We start from the raw sequence: 22,420 nt of genomic DNA on the forward strand, positions 1-22,420 counted from the left end.
CAATTTTCATTTTCAAATTACCTTTTATCATTTTTTCTTAAAATTCGAACTCCTCTCCTAATTTAGGTAAAACAAGTTCTACATTTTTATCTGCAAAATGCTTTAATGCACTTTCATGATTAATTTCAATTGCAGGAAATGTATCAAAATGACATCCTATTACTTTTGGAGTTTTCAATAATTCTGCTGCTGCAAAAGCTGCTTTTCTTGGACACATTGTGTAGTGACTTCCGATTGGTAAAATAGACAAGTCAATATTTCCGTATAATCTTGGGAATAATTCCATATCAGCCATTACTCCTGTATCTCCTGCCAAATAAAGGTTTCTACCTTCAGGTAATCTGAAAATATATCCTACAGGAACACCTCCATAGCTTCCATCAGGGAAAGAACTTGTATGGTGAGCTGGTACCATGGAAATTTTAAGATCGTCGATTTTTGCCGATCCTCCTAAGTTCACATCGTCTTTGTTTTTAGCTGTTTTAAAATATCCACAAACTTCCGGAACTCCGATCACTGTTGCATCAGGATGAAATTGTAAAACTTCTTCTACGTCTGCAATATGATCACCATGTGCGTGAGTTAATAAGATATAGTCAATTTTTTGAGCTGAAATATCAAACCCTGATTCCGCTTTTTTATAGTTATAAAAAGGGTCACATAAAATAGTTTTGTCTTTATAAGTGAACAAAAAACAGTTTTGTCCTAAGTATTGTATTTTCATTGCTAATTTTATATTATTAATAGTAAAAGTAATGTTGAATATATAGAGCCAATAATATTTATGAAAAAATAAAATTTGTTAGTTGATTTATTTTTAAATAATGTAATTATTGCTGGTACTATAAATAGATTCGCTAAAATTGAAAATGGAAGTATTAAGTATAAAAAACCTTCAGAACCTCCATCTTTGATAAATGTTATCAATGTTAAATAAATAAAAAACGGACTCAAAATCAATATAAAAATTGATAATATTCGGTTTATATTTTTAATTTTTGGATTATCCACTTTTATTTGTTATTTATTTCTCTCGAAGCTTATCTGTAATTTCGAGTTTGAACTTATTATTTAAAAAAATTAAGTCCAATTGCTGTAAGAATCGCCATTGTAAACGTAAGAATTCCAACTTGTTTCAAGAATGGATCTAATTCTTTAGGTTCTTTTACCGCCATGATTTTTCTTCTCAGTTTTGCAAATGGAATCAACAGGATCATCACTATAAAAACGTAATAATTTTGATTCTGAATGAAGCCATTTAACCCTAAAAATATCATAATTAAGATCAAAGGAAGCTGTAGTAAAATCATTTCATAAATCATTGCATTTTTGAAACCTATTCTCAATGCAAAGCTATTTTTCCCTGATAATCTGTCGCTTTCTATGTCTCTCATATTGTTAAGATTAAGTACAGCCATACTCATCATTCCGACTGCTGTTCCAGGTAATAACATATCCCAGCTGAAAGTTTTAGTAAACAGAAAATAACTTCCGCAAACTGAAACCAAACCAAAAAAGATAAATACGAAAAGATCTCCTAATCCCATATATCCGTAAGGTTTTTTTCCAACCGTATAACCAATTGCTGCCAAAATACTTGCCACACCTAATCCTATGAAAATGTAAAATTCATTCATATAATTTGGAATGAAAGCAATGTATAGAAGTGCAATAGTTGCTACAAAAGATAAAACCGAGAAAAGGATTACCGCATTTTTCATCTGTTTTGCTGTAATTCTTCCTGAAGCTACTGCTCGTGATTCTGCTTCTGTTGCTCTTTTTGCATCCGTTCCTTTTACTCCATCACCATAATCATTGGCGTAATTTGAAAGTACCTGATAAAGCAAAGTCACGACAAGTGCCAACGCAAAAATTTTCCAGTCCCAAATTCCGCCTTCGCCATAAAGCCTCCATTTTGCAATGAAAGCTCCCATGATAATTCCGCTTAAAGAAAGCGGTAAAGTTCTTAGCCTTGCGGCTTTTATCCAATCTTTCATAGTTATAATTGATAAGCGATAATTGATAAATGATGCATCAATGATCATTTATCAATTATCATTTATATTTTTAAGATATCCATTGATCTTTTCCGAAGTCCGGTTTTCTTTTTTCTAAGAATGCGTTTCTACCTTCTTTTGCTTCTTCGGTCATGTACGCTAAACGGGTTGCTTCACCTGCAAAAACCTGCTGACCAACCATTCCGTCATCTGTTAAGTTCATGGCGAATTTCAGCATTCTGATAGAAGTTGGAGATTTAGCTAAAATTTCCTGTGCCCATTCGTAAGCTGTATCTTCTAATTCGTCGTGAGGAATTACGGCATTTACCATTCCCATTTCTAATGCTTCCTGAGCTGAATAATTTCTTCCTAAAAAGAAAATTTCACGCGCTTTTTTCTGTCCGACCATTTTTGCTAAATAAGCTGAACCGTAACCACCGTCAAAACTTGTAACATCAGCATCCGTCTGTTTGAAAATTGCGTGCTCTTTACTCGCTAAAGTAAGATCACAAACTACGTGAAGTGAATGTCCGCCACCAACAGCCCATCCCGGAACAACCGCGATAACAACTTTCGGCATAAAACGGATCAAACGTTGAACTTCCAAGATATTTAAACGATGTCTGCCGTCTTCGCCAACATAACCTTGATGTCCTCTTGCTTTTTGATCACCTCCACTACAGAAAGCCCAACCTCCATCTTTAGGACTTGGTCCTTCACCGGTAAGCAAAACTACGCCTATTGACGCATCTTCTGAAGCGTCATAAAAAGCATCATATAATTCGGAAGTAGTTTTTGGACGAAAAGCATTTCTAAGTTCTGGTCTGTTGAAAGCAATTCTAGCTACACCATTACATTTTTTATAGGTAATATCATCGTATTCTTTGACGGTTTTCCACTCGATCATCTTGTAAAAATTTTTCCCAAAGATACGGAATTACAGAGAATTTTAACATTGATTTTTGATGATAATGATTGGAAAGTTTATAAGAATTGATCTTTTAAATTAGTTTGGATGAAATTAGTTTTAACGCAAAGAACGCTAAGTTTTCTTTCAATTATTGAGGATGTTTTTTGATTGGAAAGTTAAATCTCTCAATATCATTTTCCACTCTTTATCACCCCATAGAAATATAAACTCAAATCTGTCCAAATTAACCTCTAATCACTTTGCCTAAATCCCCACGGGATGATAAAGAGTGGAAAATGTTGAATGGAGTGACAAAATCCTAGCCCTGATTGCAGCATTGTTTGAGCTCATTTTTGAGTTTCAGCGGCGGCTTTGCCGCCGCTGAAACTCAAAAATAGCGAGTGCGGAAAGCGGGAAATTGCTCCTTAAAAAAATGGAATTGTTATTATAAAAATAAAAAAACCGGAACAAAACTGTTCCGGTTTGATTTTTAATCATAAAGATTAAATTATTATTTAGCTTTAGCGTTAAGTTCAGCTTCTTTAGCTTTCATTTCAGCAGCTTTAGCTTGGTTTTTAGTGATGTTATAAATGTCTTTCAATGTAGAAACAGCATTTAAATCATTTGGTGTTGCCTGATACCATTTTTCTGCAGATGGTATAGCTTTTTCAAATCTAGCTTTTCTCGCTTCAATTAATTTAGTAGCATCGTCCGGTTTTGATTTTCTAAGAGCATTTATCTCTTCTACAGCCTTAGAATCATCCCCAATTGTTATTAAAACTAAGTTTTGATATGCATTTGAAAAATCAGGCTTAAGCTCGATTGCTTTTTTGAATGAAGCTTCTGCATCAGCAGTTGTAGCAGGATCTTTAGATTGTAAAACTCCTAAATTATACCAGTTTGTAGCATCGTTAGGATTCTTTGCTAATTGTTCCTTCAAATTTGCCAAGAACTTATCATTATTTCCTGATTGATAGTATGCAGTTCCCTGGAATTCTTTCAACTTAGCATTATTAGGATATTTAGCTAATCCTTTTTCAATGATAGCTACCGCTTCGTCGTTCTTCTTAGCATTTAAAAGTAGTGTTGACAAAGTTTCATATAAATCTGGTTCTACACTTTTAGTCTGCTCAGTTTTGAAATCAGAATAATCTTTTGAAGACGATTTTTTCAATAAATCCCAAGTACTTTTATCGTAAGTGGCAACCTGCCCTGATTTATTCTCTTTTGCTGTATATGTTGTCTGAACTCCAGTGTAACCTGAATTGATCAATTCTGTATAGATCTTAATCGCCTCATCACTGTTGTTTGCCAAAGCATAACTTAATCCAGCATAGTACATATACGTTTTATCGTCCTGACCATTTGTTTTCAATAAATTATAAACTTCTAAAAACTTAGGAGCCGCAGCGGTATAGTTTTTCGCACTGTATGCATCCATAGCTGCTTTATTAGCAACCTGTAGCTTAGCGTTTACATCTTCTTTTTGTCCGAAAACTAAAGCTGATGCTACGATAGCCATACCTAAAATTAGTTTCTTCATAATCACTATTTTATATTAATTGTACAATTTTATTCTTCAGAATCAGAATTCCCTGTTTCCTCGGTTGTTGGATTTTCATTTTCAACCTGAGGTGCTGTATTGTCTTCTTGGTTATCAGCTACAATTTCACTTCCTTCTTGAATTTCTTCAGAATCTTCTTCTACATCTTTATCCATTGCTACTTTTGCAATGGCTGCGATTTCGTCATTTTTCTTAAGATTGATCATTCTTACTCCCTGAGTATTTCTACCCATCACTCTCATCTCATCCATATTCATACGGATTGCAACACCAGATTTATTGATAATCATCAATCCATCGTCATCTGTTACGTTTTGAATAGCAATCAGATTTCCTGTTTTTTCGGTAATGTTTAAGGTAATAACTCCTTTTCCTCCTCTGTTGGTAATTCTGTAATCTTCTACCGCAGTTCTCTTACCGTATCCTTTTTCAGATACAACAAGAACAGTTTCGTTCTCTACATCGTTCACAACAATCATACCAATAACCTCATCGCTGTCTTCCATCGTGATACCACGAACTCCGATAGATCCTCTACCCACTTCTCTTACTTTTTCCTCAGGGAAACGGATACATTTACCATTTTTAGTAGCAATCATGATCTGTGAAGTTCCGTTTGTTAAATAGGCACTTAACAACTGATCATTTTCTCTAATTTCGATAGCGTTGATACCATTTACTCTCGGTCTAGAATATGCTTCAAGAGATGTTTTCTTGATCGTACCGTTTTTAGTGATCATTACAACGCTCATTTGATTGATGTAATCTACATCTTTCAGGTCGTTGGTTCTGATATAAGCTTTGATCTTATCGTCCGGTTCAATGTTAATTAAGTTTTGTACCGCTCTACCTTTAGCAGTTTTAGAACCTTCAGGAATTTCAAATACTCTTAACCAATAACATTTACCTTTTTCAGTAAAGAACAACATATATTGGTGATTGGTCGCAGAAACGATGTACTCCAAGAAATCTGAATCTCTTGTTGTAGCCGCTTTGTTTCCTACACCACCTCTACTTTGAATCTTGTATTCTGAAAGCAACGTTCTCTTCACATATCCTGCGTGAGAAATCGTAAGAACTACCGCTTCGTTTGGAATAATATCTTCAATAGACATTTCTCCTCCTGAATAATCGATTTCAGTTCTTCTTTCGTCGCCGTATTTTTCTTTAACCTCAGCTAATTCATCTTTAATAATTTGGAATCTTCTAGGCTCATTAGCCAAGATATCTTCCAAGTCCTGAATTTCCTTCATGATCGCATCGTACTCATCTCGGATCTTATCAAGTTCCATTCCCGTTAAACGAGCCAAACGAAGATCTAGAATTGCCTGAGCCTGGATATCAGAAAGGTCAAATTCCTGAATCAATCCTTCTTTTGCACCTTGAGGGTTTGCACTGTGACGGATAATAGCAATCGCTTTATCTAATGAATCCTGAGATCCGATCACTTTCATGAATCCTTCTAAAATGTGAGCTCTTTCTTTCGCTTTTTTAAGCTCATACTGAGTTCTTCTTACAATGACAATATGTCTGTGCTCAACGAAGTGATGAATGATATCTTTTAAGTTCAATTGTTCCGGTCTACCATGTACCAAAGCAATATTATTAACACTGAAAGATGTCTGAAGAGACGTATATTTATATAATAAGTTCAGAACAACATTAGGAATTGCATCGTTTTTCAATTCATAAACGATACGAAGACCATTTCTGTCCGACTCATCTCTAATCTCGTAGATTCCTACAATCTTGTCGTCTTTTACCAATTCAGCTGTTCTGGCAATCATTTCAGCCTTGTTAACCTGGAAAGGAATTTCAGTAACGATAATTGCATTTCTGTTATGCACTTCTTCAAAGCTTACTTTAGCTCTCAGAACTACTCTACCTCTACCTGTATGGAAAGCATCTCTTACGCCATCATAACCGTAGATAATCCCTCCTGTCGGGAAATCGGGAGCAATGATATGCTGCATCAATTCGTCAATCGTAATATCTCTATTGTCGATATAAGCACCAATAGCATTTACAGCTTCCGATAAATTATGAGGAGCCATATTTGTTGCCATACCGACTGCAATACCTGAAGTTCCGTTAACCAAAAGATTAGGGATTTTCGTAGGCATAACCGTAGGTTCAGTTAAACTATCATCAAAGTTATTCTGGAAATCAACAGTTTCTTTATCTAAATCTGAAAGAATATCATCAGAGATTTTTTTCAATCTTGCTTCCGTATAACGCATTGCTGCAGGCGGGTCACCGTCCATCGAACCAAAGTTACCCTGACCGTCAACCTGAGGATAACGTAAACTCCATGGCTGAGCCATTCTTACCATTGCATCATATACTGAAGAGTCTCCGTGCGGGTGATATTTACCTAAAACATCACCAACAATTCTCGCAGATTTCAAATATTTTCTATTAGAAAAAACCCCTAATCCATACATACCATACAGCACTCTTCTATGAACGGGTTTCAAGCCATCTCTTACATCAGGTAACGCTCTTGACACGATAACCGACATCGAATAATCGATATAAGATGACTTCATTTCATCAACAATGTTGATAGGAATCAGTCTTTCTCCTTCTTTTTGCATAAACAAATTTTATTATAATGATATTCAGACCATTAGCTGTGTGTCTGAAAATTATCTATTTTGATTTTTTATTAACGTGCTAATTTACGAAAAATTTGTCGATTTTTGCCCTAGAATTTACCAACAAAATCTTAAAAATTCATAAAATATGAGCGTATTAAGTATAACTTTTCACTGCACGAAAGATAATATCGAAAAATGGGAAAATTATATGGACGAAACATTGGTTTTAATGACTGAAAACCTGCTTGATGTAAACAAATATATCCTTTCTGAAGTACACAGTGATTATATTGAAGACGGGAAAAATTATAACCTTCTTTTGATCTTCGACAACAATGATGTTCGAAATGATTTTATTGAAAGTGAACTTTTAAATATTACTGAAATAGTTGAGAAAAAATTCGGACAGGAAGTAATGATTTTTAATACATTTTTAAATCCAAAAAAAACAAGGTTTTAATTTAAAAAAAGGTCAAAATCGAAGTTAAGTTTTGGCTAAAGCCAATTTTGAGGATGAGCTTTTGTTTTAAATAATCTAAAGCCCTCTCCTAATTGATACAATTATTTTAAATTGTGAACTATAGTATCGTTTCCACTTAAATTAAAATTTTACCATAAAGCAAAAGCACTGAAAATTATCAGTGCTTTTTTATTTATAATCTTACTACAACTACCGGTCTAGGCGAAACGTAATGTCTTCTATGATGAGAATATCTGTGAGGTCTTACCGGTTTGTAATAATGTCTTGGTTTATAATAATGTCTTGCAGGTCTGTGATGCCTGTAGGCGACAGGTCTGTAGTGTGGTCTTGGTCCGTGATAATAATGTTTCGATGGTCCATGCCCACGATGATGGCGGCCTTTTTGGAGAGGTGATGCTTGGTAAAAAGCAAAAGAAAAAATCAGTAAGAAAAATCCTACTATTTTAGTTAGCATTTTCATAAATCAACTATTTTCAAATTACAATATGAAAACTTACAAGTCTAATGCCAATAATGCTTTATTATTTGATTCTATATAAATTTTAAGAAACTTTATAATTTTTACGATTTAAACATTATCTAAAAAATTATTTCACTTCTTCTTTCATAGACGATAATATCTTTCCATTCACTATTTAATTTTGCGATTTTTTTACGAACGCCAACATTTTTAAAGCCATTTTTTTGATGAAACCTGATTGCTACTTCATTCTCAGGGAAGACACTCGTCTGTAAAGTCCAGAATCCGTGGTTTTCGCTGTCCAAAATCATCTTTTTGAGCAAAACTGAACCTAAACCCAGTCCCTGATATTTATTGTCGAAATAAATGCTTACTTCTGCAACCCCCTTAAAACACTCTCTTTTACTTACATGTTTTAGAGCGCACCAGCCAACTACTTCATTATTTTCGTTCTCCAATACCCACCTGCAATCGTTAAAATATTCTGTATTCCAGACTTCTCTATTGGGAACTTCTGTTTCAAAAGTAGATATTCCTCCATCTATTCCCTGTTTTAATATCTCAAGAACTCTGGGTTCGTCATTGGGAAGCATTTCTCTTATTTCGTAATTCATTGTATTTAATGATATTTTCGTTTGTTTTTTCTTTTTATTCTGGAATAATGCGTTTGCTTATCTTTCTCGTCTTCGGAAATTACACTGATATTTCCGTCAACCTCCAAAATAGATAATTTTACATTTTTAATTCCGTCAACTCCATGCTCACGAACAGCTTCTTCAAGTTCGTCGTAAGTTATTTTAACATCATCTAAAGCCTTTTCATCTACTTTACCATCCTTAACCAGAATTACAGGATCTGCTTCCATAAAACTTTTGAAAGATTTATTTGAAAACATTAATCTTTTAACGATAAAATTTGCCACAAAAAGCACCAAAGCCGCGATAATACCACCCTGCAAAGAAGTATCCTGCCCTACCATCGCATTCTGAACCGCATTGGAGATCAGCAATAACAAAACAATATCTCCCGCATTAAGCTGAGAAAGCTGATTTTTACCGAACACCCGAATAGCAACCATCATAAAAAGGTAAACACAAAGCGAGCGGACAACTACATCTAGAATGGGATTCACAAGAGTTTATTTATACTATCAAATGTATTGAATTTTATGATTTCCTGTGATAATAATTTCAAGTTTAAACGAATTACTTTAGTTTTAAATATAAACATTAAATTTGCCGTCAATCAGGTCATAGATGATGAAACATTTAAAGGGATTAGACACATTAAGAGCATTAGCGGCGACAATTGTTGTTATAGATCATGTTGAAATCATAAAAAAAGACAACGGAATCCATAATTTCATTGACAACCCTACTCTTATCTACCCTGACGGCCATCTTTCTGTAATCCTGTTTTTTGTGATCAGCGGATTTCTTATTACCTATTTATTATTAATGGAACAGGAAAAAAGTGGTGGTATTAACCTTAAAAACTTCTATATGAGAAGAATTTTAAGGATCTGGCCATTATATTATCTCATTTTATTTCTTTCTTACATCATTTTCAATCCGGATTATTCTCTGATCAGAATTTTATTACCATTATTCATATTTCCCAATGTAGCGTATGCACTTCAGGAAACATGGGACATCAGTCCGCAGATATGGTCGATAGGCGTTGAAGAACAGTTTTACATTGTCTGGCCGTTACTTTTTATCTTTATTTCAAGAAAGAAAAAGGCGTTAAATTATATCATTGCATTAATTGCATTTTTTACACTTTTACCTTTCGGTTTGAAGTTTATTAATCAAATCTTTTTTAAAAGTGAAGAGATTTATAGTTTGATCAGCCGTTTTTTCTACGGTACAAAATTTAACTGCTTAGGAATAGGAACTTTGATTGGTTTTCTGTTTTTCAGGAATAAAGAATATATCAATAGGATTTTGGTTAAATACAACTTTTTAACTTTAATATTTACGCTATTACCCTTTATATTATGGTTTTTCAAATTTAAAACCGAACATTTAAATGATGAACTTTACGCTGTGTTATTTGCTTTTTCAATTTACAATATCGTTCAGCATCCTAAAATAAATATTGATAGCGCGATTACAAGATTTTTAGGAAAAATTTCTTACGGCATTTATCTTTATCACTGGATCTTTGTTATTTTATTCGTAAAATATATCCCAAAAATAGATAATAGTTTTTTGTATAATACAGTATTATACTTTATGATCTTATCTACTACCATCTTCATCTCATGGTTATCTTTTGTCACCTACGAAAAATTTTTCTTAAACCTTAAAAAGAAATATGAAATTGTAAATAAATAAAGTACATTTGATTGAAGCCCTTGACAGCGGATGGAAAGTTGATAACATTACTTTTTCTGAAAATTTGGAGGTAAAATGATTTAAAATCAAATTTACAGTGGTTTATTTCCAGTGCTAGTAATAAATTTAAATTTTTCAACATAAAAAAAGCTGCTTGATTTAAGCAGCTTTGTTTTTAAGGGCATTGAGCGATTGGAACCTCGCTACATACTGTCTGGTTTAGTCTTTCACAATAGACACAGTACTTTTTAGGTTGTCCGCCGTACACTGATTTTAGTTCTTCTTTGTTGAGTTTCTTTAAATTTTTCATATTGTTTTAATTTTGTGGATTAAAGTTAAAACGATATTTTATTTAGTTTATTACAGTTTTATATTTAAAACTTTCAGGATTTGCATTAAAAAACAAAACCACACAAATTGATTGTGTGGTTTTTATATAAAAGATCTTATGATATTATCTGTTGTTGATATCTACTTTTACAGGCATCACATAGGTAGAAGCGATCATATTTTCATTAAGCTTTTTGCTGTCAATTTTATATTGAAGGCTGCTTAATACTTTTTCAATTTCTTTACTTACATTTTTGCAGTCTCCTTTAGAATGTACATTTACAATTTTTCCATTTTCTGCAACTTCAAACTGCACCTGAGAATTCACAACACCTTGTTTGTAATCCGAATTTGTAAAGTCAAAATTACTCATCAAAAGATTTCTGATCTCACTGAAAGCATCATTCTTATTCAGTTGTACTTCCTGAATCGTATTATTTGAAGTGGTCTGAGCTTTAACTGTATTTACAACTGCCATAAACCCACAAACGAAAACTGTAGCAACGAATATTTGAATTTTATTTTTCATAACTCTTTGGTTTTAAATATTATATTAAACTTATTTTGTATCTCTTGACCAAAGGTATTAAAAATAATTAATACTAAATTCACATGCTGTTAACACTGGGTTAACATTGAAATATAAAATACTGATTATCAGTTGAATAAAATTTTAAAATAATTGAAAATTTAACATTGGAGGTTAATATGGAGCATAAAAAAGGCTAAACTTTATCAATTTAGCCTTAATATTTCGTTTCTCGTTTGTATTTCTGTAGGAATCTATACCCTTAAATTAACTTCATTGTCGAGATTCCTCCGGAATGACAAAGATTGCGTTGATATTATCCTATTCCAATTCCCTCTTCAAAAACTTCCCTGTCAAGCTCTTCTTAGACTTCACAATTTCTTCAGGAGTTCCTTTGGCTACAATTTCACCACCGTATTTTCCTCCTTCTGGGCCAACGTCAATAATATGATCTGCTAATTTTATCACATCCATATTATGTTCAATAATAATGAATGAATTTCCAAGCTCTACCAATTGATTGATTGCTTCCATCAGAATTTTCACGTCTTCAAAGTGAAGTCCGGTTGTCGGTTCATCAAGAATATATAAGGTATTTCCGGTTTGTCTTTTTGCTAGTTCTGTCGCTAACTTGATACGTTGAGCTTCTCCACCAGAAAGTGTTGTCGATTGTTGCCCCAACGTAATATATCCCAAACCTACATCTTGTAAAGTTTTAACCTTAGCAAAAATCTTAGGAATCGGCTGGAAGAAATCTACCGCTTCATCAATCGTCATATCCAACACATCGGAAATAGATTTTCCTTTGTACCGAACCTCAAGCGTTTCTCTGTTGAAACGTTTTCCGTTGCAGGTTTCACAATGAACATAAACATCAGGCAGGAAATTCATTTCAATAACTTTCAAACCTCCACCTTGGCAAGTTTCGCATCTTCCGCCTTTTACGTTGAAAGAAAATCTTCCCGGCTTATACCCACGAATCTTACTTTCCGGTAATTCTGCAAAAAGGTTTCTGATGTCTGTAAACATTCCAGTATAGGTTGCAGGATTCGAACGAGGCGTTCTTCCGATCGGAGTTTGATCTACATCTACAATTTTATCAATGTTGTCAAGACCTTCGATTTTTTTATATGGTAAAGGCTCCTGAACGGCTCTGTAAAAATGTTTGTTAAGGATCGGATATAAAGTCCCGTTGATCAGAGAAGATTTTCCGCTTCCTGAAATTCCTGTCACCACTACCAATTTTCCTAGCGGGATATCAAGGTTAACGTTTTTAAGGTTGTTTCCTGTTGCTCCTTTTAAAACTATATTTTTCCCGTTCCCGGCTCTTCTTTCACTAGGAACTTCAATTTTTCTTTTTCCTGTAATGTAATCTGCTGTTATTGTATCAGCTTTCAATAAATCTTTTGGTTTCCCTTGCCAAAGGATCTCGCCACCGAATTTTCCGGCTCTTGGACCAATATCCAACACCTCATCGGCTTCAAGAATCATGTCTTTGTCGTGTTCAACAACTAAAACAGAGTTTCCGATATCGCGAAGATTTTTTAATGAAGCAATAAGCCTTTCGTTATCTCTTTGGTGCAGTCCGATACTTGGTTCATCCAAAATATATAAGACATTCACCAACTGAGAACCAATCTGCGTTGCCAGACGAATTCTTTGAGATTCTCCTCCCGAAAGTGTTTTTGAACTTCTGCTTAAACTTAGATAATCCAAACCTACATCCAATAAAAATTGAAGTCTGGTTTCGATCTCCTTTAAAATTTCATGAGCGATGATTTTATGTTTTTCGGAAAACTTATCTTTAATATCAGCTAACCAATCTTTCAGGTCGGCTAAACTTAATCCGTTAACCTCAGCAATATTTTTTCCGTCAATTTTAAAGCTTAAACTTCCCGGTTGAAGACGGGCTCCATTACATGATGGACAAGTTTCTTCTGTTGTGAAATGTCTTTCCAGCAAAATCGCTTCGTAAGATTCTCTTTCATCAATCATTTCTTCCATAAAAGGAATCAGACCATCAAAACTGATCTTTATTTTTTTTGCAATTCCTGCATATTTAAGATCTTTATTGAATTCCTTATTGCAACCATTATATATATAGTCTAATGCTTCTTCAGGGATATCTTTAAGAGGAGTCGTTAAACCAAGTCCAAAGATCTCAAGGATACTTTTGATTTGAGATAAGATCCATTTATTAGATTTAATATCTTCCAAAGGTAACAAACCACCTTGGTTGATGGATAATTTAGGATTTTCAACAAAATAATCGGTGTTGATCTTTTTGATCGTTCCTAATCCTTTACAATCCGGGCAGCTTCCTTTCGGAGAGTTGAACGAAAAAGTATTAGGTTCTGGTAAGGCTAATGAATGACCAGTTTCGGCATCCATTAAGTTTTTTGAGAAATATTCAATTTCCGTACTTCCCAATTTTTGAATCCCGATCAACCCTTCTCCCATTTCCGTTGCAGTACGTAATGATTTTTCCATTCTGCTTTCAGAAGCACTTTCCCCGATGATCCAACGGTCGATTACGATATCGATGTCGTGGGTTTTGTAACGGTCAAGTTTTAGATCATATTCAATATCCTGTAATTCACCATCAATTCTTGCCTGCCCATATCCTTTTTTGGCCATCTGAACAAAAAGTTCGTGATAATGACCTTTTCTGGAACGTACAACAGGTGCCATCAACATTAGTTTTTCACCTTTATAATTTTTTTTGATGGTATCCAGAATCTGTTCTTCCGTGTAGCTTACCAATTTTTTTCCTGTGGAAAGTGAATAGGCATCCGAAACTCTCGCATACAAAAGACGAAGGTAATCGTACAATTCCGTAACGGTTCCTACTGTTGAACGTGGGTTTTTGTTGGTTGTCTTCTGTTCGATCGCAATTACAGGGGAAAGTCCTTCGATTTTATCTACATCAGGACGTTCTAATCCTCCCAAAAACTGACGTGCATATGCTGAAAATGTTTCGATGTAACGACGCTGACCTTCCGCAAAAATCGTATCAAACGCCAATGAAGATTTTCCGCTTCCGGAAAGTCCGGTGATCACGACCAATTCATTACGTGGAATTTTAACATTAATGTTCTTAAGATTATGCTCTCGCGCACCGTAAACTTCTATATATTCTGTTGATTTGCTCATAATTTGATGTGATCTTACCTGAAAATCACGTTGTGCAAAATTACGGAATTTTATGGAATTTTTTGTGTTAAAAAGTGTTAGTTTATTAACTGTAAAATAGACAAAATCTTTTATTTTAAAATAAATTTTCAGATATTAAAGTTCAGATAAGTTTATTGTTTTTAAATTTACAGGCATTAATCCAAAACTATGAACAGCCTACGAGAGCATATCGAGGAAATAACCCCAATTACAGACGAAGAGTTTGATTATATTAAAACATTTTTTACCCTAAAAAAAGTCCGTAAAAATCAATTCCTGATTCATGAAGGTGATGAAGTAAAATACGAATTTCTTGCCTTGGACGGGATTTTTAAAGTCTTTTATATAGATGAGGACGGAAAAGAACATATTCTACAGTTTGCGAAAAAAAATTGGTGGATGACAGATTATATAGGATTTTTTAAACAAAATAATGCCACCATGTTTGTAGAATGCCTAAAAGATGGTGAAGTTGCCTGCCTTACTTTAGAAGGTAGAGAAAAACTAGCCTCAGAATTTCACAAAATGGAACATTTCTTCAGAGTAAAATTAACGAACGGTTACATTGCTTTACAACAAAGAATAACTCTTCTGTTATCTAGCACACCACAAAAACGATATGAAGAATTCTCAAAATTATATCCTGACCTCCTCTCACAGATTCCCAAAAAGTATATCGCTGAATATTTGGGAGTAAGCAGGGAAACGTTGAGCAGGTTGTATTCCAACAACAATAAATAAGATAGTGTGATTTCGATCACACATTTTTTGTGACTTTACTCCTTCTCTTGAGGCATTGGGTCGGCATACATTTGCTGTAGAAATTAAAACAATTTCAAAAAGATTAATCCAATTATTTAATTAATAAAAAATTTTAAGTCATGAAATCAAAAATCTTAATCATTGTTTCTAATGCCAACACCATCGGAACAAACAACAGAAGTACAGGAACATTTTTATCTGAAGTAGCACATCCTTACGCAGAATTTGAAAAAGCAGATTATCAAGTTGATTTTGCAAGCCTTACCGGTGAATCACCATTTTTAGATGCTTTAAATTTAGCTGACGATCCTGATAATTTGAAATTCTTAACAGGTAAAGGTTGGGAAGACATGCATAAAGCTGCAAAATTATCTACAGTAGATGTCAGTAATTATGATGCTGTATTCGTTCCCGGAGGTTTGGCACCTATGGTAGATATGCCGGAAAATCCGGAGCTTAAAAAAGTAATCGCTGAAACTTACGAACGTGGTGCAGTTGTTGGCGCAGTTTGTCACGGTCCCGTATCTTTATTAAATGTAAAATTGAGTGACGGCTCGTATCTGGTAAACGGAAAAAATATTGCCTCTTTTACGACCGAAGAAGAAGATAATTATGCAAGAGCAGACGTTCCTTTTGATCTTCAGACTGCGTTGACAGATCAAGGTGCTATCTTCCATGCTGCTGAAGCTTGGTCTGCCAACAGTATTGCGGATGGAAATATTGTAACCGGACAAAATCCTGCCTCTGCGAAAGGTGTGGGTGAAAAGATCGTTGCAATTTTAGAATCTAAAAAAGCTTAATTTTTAATATTAAATCTAAAGAAAATGAGTCAAAAAGCTGTTTATGTATACGCCAAATGGCAAGTGAAAGAAGGAAAACTGGATGCTGTACTGCAAATTATGAAAGAAGCTGCCCAAAAAAGCGCTCAGGAAGAAGGAAATTTGTTTTATAAATTACATCAAAGTAAATCCGACGAAAATACTTTGATCTTATTTGAAGGATATAAAGATGAATCTGCTGTAGAAATCCACCGTAATTCTGAACATTATAGAAATTTGGTGGTAGAACAAATTATCCCTTTGCTTGAAAATAGAGAAGTCATTCTTATGGATCAACTTTTATAAGAACCCTTAAAAATAAAAATTCCGGAAAATGATTGAGCTTCCGGAATTTTTTGTTTTAATATTTTTTAATTTTCAAAAAAATCTACATCTTCATTGCTGATCTTTACAACATACTCAATTCCGTCGATCGCTTTTGAAATAATTTGATTTCTGAGGATATTCGACATGTTTTCCCAATAAGCTCTTCCGTAGAAAGAATAGTTTTGAGGAATGATCTCAACCTCAACGGTTCGTACGAAACCTTCTTTCGGTCTATTACTGATCATCGTCCCACGTTTTACTCTCACTTCTTTTACTTCGTCTTTCAGAACCATTCTGCAATAGTTTTTAACGTCTTCCAGAGAAATGATCTTATCTCTGGTCGTTAAAGCATATTTGTAAGCCTGGATGCTGTCGGTTCCTTTTTGCTCTTCAGATCCACCAATACTTTCTGTAAGAAGTATCAGCGACTGAGATTTTAACTGATTGGAAAGTTCCGTTCCCGGACGCATATGATTGGCCAATGTACAATGAGTCACCCAAAACGAGGCGTACGTGTGATCTGTTTTTTCTACAGGTTCCATGATCACGTAATTCAGTTCCTGCTTAATGCTTCTTTTCGCATTATTCACTTTCTGAACCATTGATTTCATTTTATCGGACATTTCGCTCAAAACGCCTTTCACATTATCTCTGTTTAAAAGTGAAAATGCTGCGATCTCATCTCTTGTCAGCTCCAACACATTGGCGATCATGTCAACTGCATTTCTATTGGTAAAACGTTCCATTCCGCCTTTTCGGACGGTGTATAAACCTTTTTTTAAATCATCTGCCGGAGTGAAAGGAATTTCCGTATATCTTCTTCCTTCTCCGTCCTGAACTTCATCAACATAAAGGAAATGCTCACCTTCATCTGTTACCAGAGGGATATTGTTTCCCATAATGTCCAAGCTGTACTCTGTTTTCTTCCAGGCTCTGTTATAGATCGGGAAAGCATTTAAAACAAAAGAAAAATTATCTAAAATCTCCGCAGAAAACTGTGGTGGAAACTCGAAAGTCAGCCACAAGTAACGTTTTCCTTCGATATGTTTTGAAATTTCACCTTTATCTTCAAGGAAATCCAGATTTTGAGGTAGTTTTCCCGGTTCAGAAAAAAGACTGTCTGAAGTTCCTGTGATCTCAATGAATTTATGATGATAAATACTTTTGATATCTTCAATCGTTTTTGTTCTGATCGACTGTTCACGAAACATCTGCTCATACCCTTCCGGCTGACTGCTTTTCAAATAAGATAAACCTTCTCTTACAAACAAAGGATTTCCGTTGCTGGTAACCGTGATGTACGGCAAAAGCTTGTAAACAAAATCCAAATGCTCGAAAGCAGGGTTTGAACAGAAAATACTTAAATATTTAGGAAAGTTCTCGCTTGTATATTTGCTGACGTTGATTCCGATTGTAATTTTTCTGTAATCCTCAGGTTTTCCCTGAAATCTTGAAATTGGAATCTTATTTAATCGGTCATCAATACTATAGCAGGTATTTCCTACAAACATGATCGATGTCTGAGCTTTGTTGATCCTTACATTCCCAATCGGCGTAAAAGGAATATTCACCTGTTTGTCCGATTCCGACTTTACGGTGGAAGTCATCTGCTTTTTGAAGAAAAATTCTGTATGCTCCAACAAAACCTCCGAAGATTCGTAAGGCTGTGTAAATGCAACAGCATGTGCAGGAATCGGGTGTGTATAAATGGATGGGGTTAGTAATTTTGCCAGCTTTTCTAAAATGCGGGCATTTACAGTCTGTATTTCGTTATTTGCTTTAAAAACTTCTGTACTGAACGCATCGATCAGTAATTTAACGAAAGGATCCAAAGACTGCGGACTTTTTAATCCCCAAACTTTGGTTGCGTTCTGAAGCATTCTTGCTTTTACAGATTCTTTGGAATAAATATTCTGGTCTAAATTCATAAATTCTGGTTACAATAAAATATTTAATCGATAGACATCGGGCTCAAAAATAATTCTGTAGAAAAACTGAAACGTTCTCCCGATTCTTCCATTTTTGCATTGATAGCGATTTTTACTTTCTTTTTGATTTCCGTGTGTTCTTTTGTGTCGTAGTTGTGTTCTACGATTTGTATGTGCGCATCAATCTGTGGCTGTACTATTCTGGTTTCGTATTCTTGTATCTGTCTTTTGAGACTTTTGATAAAAATATTTTCCCAGACGGCACTTGTAACTCCATTATCGAATTCCAGATTCCAAACGTCGTTTCCGTAATTTTCATCATATCTGTTTTCGCCCTTTTTGGTGGTTATCAGCAACATGATGTTGTGGGCAATACTTTCACCCATGTCGCAGGTGTCGATACTTCCTCCCTCCGTCATTAATGTTGATGGAACAAAAGGCATTCTATAATTTGGTGTGTCCATGATTCAGCTTTATTTTTTACGTCATAGTCTTGTTTACTTGAAACGAAATACCAAATTAAACATTTTTCACGAAATAGAGTATTGTAATATTTTAAAATTGCTGTTTAAAATTCTTTCCGCGTTGTTATTGAAACCTCATAGGTTTTAAAAACCTATGAGGTTTATTAAAAGACAAACAGTAGTTGATATCACTCCAGTCCTAGCCCCGATTGAAACGACATCCTTTTTTGTTGCGGCCGGAGCGAAGCGGAGGCCGTAACAAAAAAGATACAGTGGAAAGCGGGAAATAGCTCCTAAATATAAATAATGAGCAATTGGCAATGAGTAATAAAAAAAGCTGTCCGACTTAGTCAAACAGCTTTTGAAATTTATTCTTCTATTTTCTTGTTTCGATTGATAAAATAATAAACCGGAAGTCCGAGCAAGACCATTAAGAATCCCGGCCAAGTATATTGTTGCTTGTAAATTAATAATAAAATACAAAAACCAGAGCCAATAAGTAAATAAATGATCGGTGTAACCGGATATAACCACGTTTTGTAAGGTCTTTCGAGATCCGGCTGCTTAAATCTTAAATAAATAACTCCAAAAACGGTTATCATGTAAAATAAAACGATCACGAATGAGATCATATCTAAAAGATTCCCGTATTGCCCACTTAAACACAGCAAACAAGCCCAAACTCCCTGCATCCATAGTGCATTAGCGGGAACTTCGTTTTTATTGTTTTTTTCGGCCTGTTTGAAGAACATTCCGTCTTTAGCCATAGTTTGGAAAACTCTTGCTCCAGCTAAGATCAATCCATTATTACATCCGAAGGTAGAAACCATTACCAAAACGGCAATAATTACCGTTCCTGCACTTCCGAAAATAAAGTGTGAAGCGGCAACTGCTACTCTATCATTTTCTGCAAAGGCGATTGCGTCTCTATCTAAAGCATTTAAGTAAACATAATTCACTGCAATGTATAAGATCATTACGGCAGTAGTCCCGTAGATCATAGATTTTACAACGTTTTTCTTTGGATTTTCAATTTCACCCGAAACGAAGGTCACACTTTCCCAAGCCACAGAACTGAATACGGAACCTACCATTGCTGCTGCAATTCCGCCCAGTAGAGTCATTCCACCGATGGGTTCCCAACCTTCTTTCAGGAAGTTTCCGAGAGCATCTTTTTTAAGATTGCTGAAAGAATCATATCCCAAACTAAAATTTTCCGCCAAATGAGAGAAATCAACTAAAATAAATCCGGCAGCAATTAAGCCTAATATGGCTATGATTTTAGAACCTGTGAAAACATTCTGTAATATTTTTCCGCTTTCTACTCCTCTTGTATTAAAATAAGTCAATAAAATTATAGTACCGATCGCCAAAATCTGTATCCAGGTGATCTTAAATTCTCCACTTTGAAAGATTGGTGCAGCATCATTAAGAGCCGGAACCAAATAGGCCGTAAACTTTCCGAAGGCCATTGCCACGGCAGCGATTGTACCTGTCTGTATTACCGTAAATAATCCCCATCCGTATAAGAACCCCATCTTCTTGCCGAAGATTTCTTTAAGATAGGTATATTGCCCTCCCGCCTTTGGAAACAAGGCTGATAGTTCGCCATAGCTGATCGCTGCTGCAACTGTCATGATTCCCGTGATTACCCAGACAACGATAAGCCAATATCCGGAGCCAAGGTTCCGCATCATGTCGGCGCTTACGATGAAGATCCCACTTCCGATCATGGAACCCATTACCAGCATGATGGCATCCCAAAGTTTTAGTTTTTTTTGCATAGTCAAGTATAGGTGTCAAATATAAATAAATATGTGATTCGTTTCGGATTTTGTTTAAGGAGGAGAATATTTTTATTGGAAAATCGCAAAGGCGCAAAGATTTCAACTATGAATACTGTTTTTAAGGCGCAAAAAAAATCAAAGATTTTCAACCAAACTCTAAAATACAAAAGTTATAAATTTTATCTGTGATAAAATCTTTGTGCCTTAAAGTAGCTTTTTAATTATAATTTGCGCCCTCCCGATTTTCCAACTATAAAAAATAAAAGTTGAAACAATTATTTAAAATCAATTTAAACACGAGAAAACCTCACCTGTTTTTTATCAAGTTTTTAACGATTTCTGATTCAATATTTATTAGTATTTTTGGAAAAAATATTAAAAATGAAATTCAAAGCAATATTATTCGCAGTCGCTGTAAGTGCATCCACTTTAGCTTTTGCACAGGAGACAAAGAAATCCGGTCCACCAGCAGGAAATGCAGTGGTAGGTGATACTTATGGAAGCGTAGTTTCTTCCGGAGTGGAATCTAAGGCTATTTCTGTAGAAAAATTAAGCAAAAAGCTTAAAAAAGAGAACAAAAAAGTAGAAAACGTAGCTATCAAAGGAAAAGTAGTTGATGTTTGTGATAAAAAAGGTTGTTGGTTAACGATCCAAACTGAAGATAAGTCTCAGTTCTTCGTAAAAATGAAAGATTATGCATTCTTTGTTCCAACTGCTTTGAAAGGTAAAACTGTGGTGTTAGACGGAAGCGCTGAAAGAAAGGTAACTTCTATCGATGAGCAAAAACATTACGCAGAAGATGCTAAAAAACCTCAATCTGAAATTGATGCGATCACGACTCCAAAAGAAGAGATTAGATTTGTAGCGAACGGAATTAAAGTTGTGAACTAAACGTCAGCTTAATTTGTAAAAAAACAATTCGGTTTTCCCTTGAGAAAACCGAATTGTTTTAAACTTTATCTGGCATAGACCAAACATGGCATAGGACTTTCCAAACATCCTTTTCTTTACTCCATGTAACAGAATATTCTCCTTTTCCTATAATTTTTGTACCGGAAAACTCAACATCTTTAAAGATTCCGCTTTCAAAAGCTAATTTTCCATCGATAATCAGATTTTCAGGTTCAAAAATAACGTCTACTTTACCCAAGCCTCCTTTCATGAAGTCTAAAATTTTATCATTTCCCTGGATAATAGGTTTGTTAGGCGGAAAGATCAATGCTTTCTCATCATATACCTCTTTAAATATTTCCGGATCAGCATTATGCCAAGCTTCTGTCCAGATTTTCATGTTAGGATTCATATAATTATTTTTATCTTTCAAGATAGGTAAATCCGGCATCGGTATTGCTTTTTTCAAGAGCTATTGCAATGTTGAGATGGGCCATTGCTTCTAAATATCTTGCATTCTTTATATCATGAATTACAACAGCATTGAATCCGATATCTTGTGCTATTTCTTTTATTGTTTCTCCAGCCTGATTATCATTAGTTGCGATAAAAGCGGTTAATTTTTGTCCGTTGAACTTCTTACCATCTTCTTTCATTACATCTGCAAAAATTGTATTGAAAGCTTTTACAACTCTACTTTCAGATAATATTCTGGCTGTTTGCTCGCCACCACTATCTTCTCCTAAAAATATAGGAGACCAGTCGCTGCTGTTGATGGGATTGGTAATATCTACAACAATTTTTCCTTTTAACTGATCTTTATAAGCCTGTAAGACTCCATTCATTGCAGAATAGGGAATTGCAAAACAAATGATGTCTCCAAAATCTATAGCATCAGCCATTGATATCTGAGTTTCAGATGGATTTTGTGTCCCGTATTTTACAAGATGTCCCGACTTACTTAATAAATTCCCAAGACCGGATGCAACGTTTCCCGCACCTATAAAAGCAATATTCATTTTATTCATATTTATATTTTAATTGCAAAGTTTAAAAAAT

General features: G+C 34.6%; 22 protein-coding genes. 6 read left to right on the forward strand and 16 right to left on the reverse strand.

The window, feature by feature from the left end; genetic code table 11:
• Nucleotides 1-37 precede the first annotated feature (37 nt).
• The 5 genes from EG348_RS19280 to gyrA form a co-directional block, all read right to left on the reverse strand.
• Nucleotides 38-724: a metal-dependent hydrolase gene (locus EG348_RS19280; protein WP_123984575.1), complete on the reverse strand. Its 687-nt coding sequence runs from the start codon at nt 722-724 to the stop codon at nt 38-40.
• A 343-nt stretch (nt 725-1,067) separates the two neighbouring features.
• Nucleotides 1,068-1,997: a 1,4-dihydroxy-2-naphthoate octaprenyltransferase gene (menA, locus tag EG348_RS19285; protein WP_123984576.1), complete on the reverse strand. Its 930-nt coding sequence runs from the start codon at nt 1,995-1,997 to the stop codon at nt 1,068-1,070.
• Nucleotides 1,998-2,067: 70 nt separating this feature from the next.
• Nucleotides 2,068-2,904: a 1,4-dihydroxy-2-naphthoyl-CoA synthase gene (locus EG348_RS19290; protein WP_123984577.1), complete on the reverse strand. Its 837-nt coding sequence runs from the start codon at nt 2,902-2,904 to the stop codon at nt 2,068-2,070.
• Between the two features lie 514 nt (nt 2,905-3,418).
• Nucleotides 3,419-4,450: a tetratricopeptide repeat protein gene (locus tag EG348_RS19295; RefSeq protein WP_123984578.1), complete on the reverse strand. Its 1,032-nt coding sequence runs from the start codon at nt 4,448-4,450 to the stop codon at nt 3,419-3,421.
• A 29-nt stretch (nt 4,451-4,479) separates the two neighbouring features.
• On the reverse strand, nt 4,480-7,068 hold the full coding sequence (gene gyrA / locus EG348_RS19300; protein WP_123984579.1) for a DNA gyrase subunit A: 2,589 nt from the start codon (nt 7,066-7,068) through the stop codon (nt 4,480-4,482).
• 148 nt (nt 7,069-7,216) lie between these two features.
• Between gyrA and EG348_RS19305 the strand changes: the two genes are divergently transcribed.
• Nucleotides 7,217-7,531: a DUF4286 family protein gene (locus tag EG348_RS19305; protein WP_123984580.1), complete on the forward strand. Its 315-nt coding sequence runs from the start codon at nt 7,217-7,219 to the stop codon at nt 7,529-7,531.
• Nucleotides 7,532-7,724: 193 nt separating this feature from the next.
• On the opposite strand, the gene EG348_RS19310 is transcribed toward EG348_RS19305, so the two are convergent.
• The 3 genes from EG348_RS19310 to EG348_RS19320 form a co-directional block, all read right to left on the reverse strand.
• Nucleotides 7,725-8,012, reverse strand: coding sequence for a hypothetical protein (locus EG348_RS19310; protein ID WP_123984581.1), 288 nt, complete (start codon nt 8,010-8,012; stop codon nt 7,725-7,727).
• Between the two features lie 119 nt (nt 8,013-8,131).
• Nucleotides 8,132-8,626 carry a GNAT family N-acetyltransferase gene (locus EG348_RS19315; protein ID WP_123984582.1) on the reverse strand — a complete coding sequence of 165 codons (495 nt, stop codon included), beginning with the start codon at nt 8,624-8,626 and terminating at the stop codon, nt 8,132-8,134.
• 5 nt (nt 8,627-8,631) lie between these two features.
• A complete protein-coding gene (locus EG348_RS19320) occupies nt 8,632-9,144 on the reverse strand; it encodes a DUF421 domain-containing protein (protein ID WP_123984583.1) in 513 nt (170 codons plus the stop codon).
• 124 nt (nt 9,145-9,268) lie between these two features.
• On the opposite strand from EG348_RS19320, the gene EG348_RS19325 reads away from it, so the two are divergent.
• Nucleotides 9,269-10,351: an acyltransferase family protein gene (locus EG348_RS19325; RefSeq protein ID WP_123984584.1), complete on the forward strand. Its 1,083-nt coding sequence runs from the start codon at nt 9,269-9,271 to the stop codon at nt 10,349-10,351.
• Between the two features lie 175 nt (nt 10,352-10,526).
• On the opposite strand, the gene EG348_RS19330 is transcribed toward EG348_RS19325, so the two are convergent.
• The 3 genes from EG348_RS19330 to uvrA form a co-directional block, all read right to left on the reverse strand.
• The gene (locus EG348_RS19330; RefSeq protein WP_082891208.1) at nt 10,527-10,661 is read right to left on the reverse strand and encodes a bacteriocin-like protein; all 135 of its coding nucleotides are present in this window, start codon (nt 10,659-10,661) and stop codon (nt 10,527-10,529) included.
• 144 nt (nt 10,662-10,805) lie between these two features.
• A complete protein-coding gene (locus EG348_RS19335) occupies nt 10,806-11,210 on the reverse strand; it encodes a hypothetical protein (protein WP_066758194.1) in 405 nt (134 codons plus the stop codon).
• A gap of 321 nt (nt 11,211-11,531) precedes the next feature.
• Nucleotides 11,532-14,363 (reverse strand): excinuclease ABC subunit UvrA, encoded by a 2,832-nt coding sequence (gene uvrA, locus EG348_RS19340; RefSeq protein WP_123984585.1) that lies wholly within the window; start codon nt 14,361-14,363, stop codon nt 11,532-11,534.
• A gap of 189 nt (nt 14,364-14,552) precedes the next feature.
• On the opposite strand from uvrA, the gene EG348_RS19345 reads away from it, so the two are divergent.
• The 3 genes from EG348_RS19345 (at nt 14,553) to EG348_RS19355 (ending at nt 16,270) form a co-directional block, all read left to right on the forward strand.
• Nucleotides 14,553-15,125, forward strand: a complete 573-nt coding sequence (locus EG348_RS19345; protein ID WP_123984586.1) for a Crp/Fnr family transcriptional regulator — start codon at nt 14,553-14,555, stop codon at nt 15,123-15,125.
• A gap of 140 nt (nt 15,126-15,265) precedes the next feature.
• Nucleotides 15,266-15,946, forward strand: a complete 681-nt coding sequence (locus tag EG348_RS19350) for a type 1 glutamine amidotransferase domain-containing protein (protein WP_123984587.1) — start codon at nt 15,266-15,268, stop codon at nt 15,944-15,946.
• A 24-nt stretch (nt 15,947-15,970) separates the two neighbouring features.
• On the forward strand, nt 15,971-16,270 hold the full coding sequence (locus EG348_RS19355) for a putative quinol monooxygenase (protein WP_123984588.1): 300 nt from the start codon (nt 15,971-15,973) through the stop codon (nt 16,268-16,270).
• A 65-nt stretch (nt 16,271-16,335) separates the two neighbouring features.
• On the opposite strand, the gene EG348_RS19360 is transcribed toward EG348_RS19355, so the two are convergent.
• The 3 genes from EG348_RS19360 to EG348_RS19370 form a co-directional block, all read right to left on the reverse strand.
• The gene (locus EG348_RS19360) at nt 16,336-18,219 is read right to left on the reverse strand and encodes a type VI secretion system baseplate subunit TssF (protein ID WP_123984589.1); all 1,884 of its coding nucleotides are present in this window, start codon (nt 18,217-18,219) and stop codon (nt 16,336-16,338) included.
• Nucleotides 18,220-18,242: 23 nt separating this feature from the next.
• Nucleotides 18,243-18,683, reverse strand: coding sequence for a GPW/gp25 family protein (locus EG348_RS19365; RefSeq protein ID WP_123984590.1), 441 nt, complete (start codon nt 18,681-18,683; stop codon nt 18,243-18,245).
• Nucleotides 18,684-19,051: 368 nt separating this feature from the next.
• Nucleotides 19,052-20,467: an APC family permease gene (locus EG348_RS19370; RefSeq protein ID WP_123984591.1), complete on the reverse strand. Its 1,416-nt coding sequence runs from the start codon at nt 20,465-20,467 to the stop codon at nt 19,052-19,054.
• Between the two features lie 384 nt (nt 20,468-20,851).
• Here EG348_RS19370 and EG348_RS19375 point away from each other — a divergent pair, with 384 nt between their 5' ends.
• The gene (locus EG348_RS19375; RefSeq protein WP_123984592.1) at nt 20,852-21,361 is read left to right on the forward strand and encodes a DUF4920 domain-containing protein; all 510 of its coding nucleotides are present in this window, start codon (nt 20,852-20,854) and stop codon (nt 21,359-21,361) included.
• Nucleotides 21,362-21,419: 58 nt separating this feature from the next.
• On the opposite strand, the gene EG348_RS19380 is transcribed toward EG348_RS19375, so the two are convergent.
• A complete protein-coding gene (locus EG348_RS19380) occupies nt 21,420-21,830 on the reverse strand; it encodes a nuclear transport factor 2 family protein (protein ID WP_228414787.1) in 411 nt (136 codons plus the stop codon).
• Nucleotides 21,784-22,380 (reverse strand): NADPH-dependent F420 reductase, encoded by a 597-nt coding sequence (locus EG348_RS19385; protein ID WP_164463323.1) that lies wholly within the window; start codon nt 22,378-22,380, stop codon nt 21,784-21,786. Before EG348_RS19385 ends, EG348_RS19380 begins: the two co-directional genes overlap by 47 nt.
• Between the last annotated feature and the right edge of the window lie 40 nt (nt 22,381-22,420).

The organism is Chryseobacterium sp. G0201, from assembly GCF_003815655.1.
Classification (GTDB): domain Bacteria; phylum Bacteroidota; class Bacteroidia; order Flavobacteriales; family Weeksellaceae; genus Chryseobacterium.

Coding starts and splice junctions, on each gene's coding strand:
- EG348_RS19280 (WP_123984575.1), bottom strand. CDS start 724: ATGAAAATACAATACTTAGGACAAAACTGTTTTTTGTTCACTTATAAA.
- menA (WP_123984576.1), bottom strand. CDS start 1,997: ATGAAAGATTGGATAAAAGCCGCAAGGCTAAGAACTTTACCGCTTTCT.
- EG348_RS19290 (WP_123984577.1), bottom strand. CDS start 2,904: ATGATCGAGTGGAAAACCGTCAAAGAATACGATGATATTACCTATAAA.
- EG348_RS19295 (WP_123984578.1), bottom strand. CDS start 4,450: ATGAAGAAACTAATTTTAGGTATGGCTATCGTAGCATCAGCTTTAGTT.
- gyrA (WP_123984579.1), bottom strand. CDS start 7,068: ATGCAAAAAGAAGGAGAAAGACTGATTCCTATCAACATTGTTGATGAA.
- EG348_RS19305 (WP_123984580.1), top strand. CDS start 7,217: ATGAGCGTATTAAGTATAACTTTTCACTGCACGAAAGATAATATCGAA.
- EG348_RS19310 (WP_123984581.1), bottom strand. CDS start 8,012: ATGAAAATGCTAACTAAAATAGTAGGATTTTTCTTACTGATTTTTTCT.
- EG348_RS19315 (WP_123984582.1), bottom strand. CDS start 8,626: ATGAATTACGAAATAAGAGAAATGCTTCCCAATGACGAACCCAGAGTT.
- EG348_RS19325 (WP_123984584.1), top strand. CDS start 9,269: ATGATGAAACATTTAAAGGGATTAGACACATTAAGAGCATTAGCGGCG.
- EG348_RS19330 (WP_082891208.1), bottom strand. CDS start 10,661: ATGAAAAATTTAAAGAAACTCAACAAAGAAGAACTAAAATCAGTGTAC.
- EG348_RS19335 (WP_066758194.1), bottom strand. CDS start 11,210: ATGAAAAATAAAATTCAAATATTCGTTGCTACAGTTTTCGTTTGTGGG.
- uvrA (WP_123984585.1), bottom strand. CDS start 14,363: ATGAGCAAATCAACAGAATATATAGAAGTTTACGGTGCGCGAGAGCAT.
- EG348_RS19345 (WP_123984586.1), top strand. CDS start 14,553: ATGAACAGCCTACGAGAGCATATCGAGGAAATAACCCCAATTACAGAC.
- EG348_RS19350 (WP_123984587.1), top strand. CDS start 15,266: ATGAAATCAAAAATCTTAATCATTGTTTCTAATGCCAACACCATCGGA.
- EG348_RS19355 (WP_123984588.1), top strand. CDS start 15,971: ATGAGTCAAAAAGCTGTTTATGTATACGCCAAATGGCAAGTGAAAGAA.
- EG348_RS19360 (WP_123984589.1), bottom strand. CDS start 18,219: ATGAATTTAGACCAGAATATTTATTCCAAAGAATCTGTAAAAGCAAGA.
- EG348_RS19365 (WP_123984590.1), bottom strand. CDS start 18,683: ATGGACACACCAAATTATAGAATGCCTTTTGTTCCATCAACATTAATG.
- EG348_RS19370 (WP_123984591.1), bottom strand. CDS start 20,467: ATGCAAAAAAAACTAAAACTTTGGGATGCCATCATGCTGGTAATGGGT.
- EG348_RS19375 (WP_123984592.1), top strand. CDS start 20,852: ATGAAATTCAAAGCAATATTATTCGCAGTCGCTGTAAGTGCATCCACT.
- EG348_RS19385 (WP_164463323.1), bottom strand. CDS start 22,380: ATGAATATTGCTTTTATAGGTGCGGGAAACGTTGCATCCGGTCTTGGG.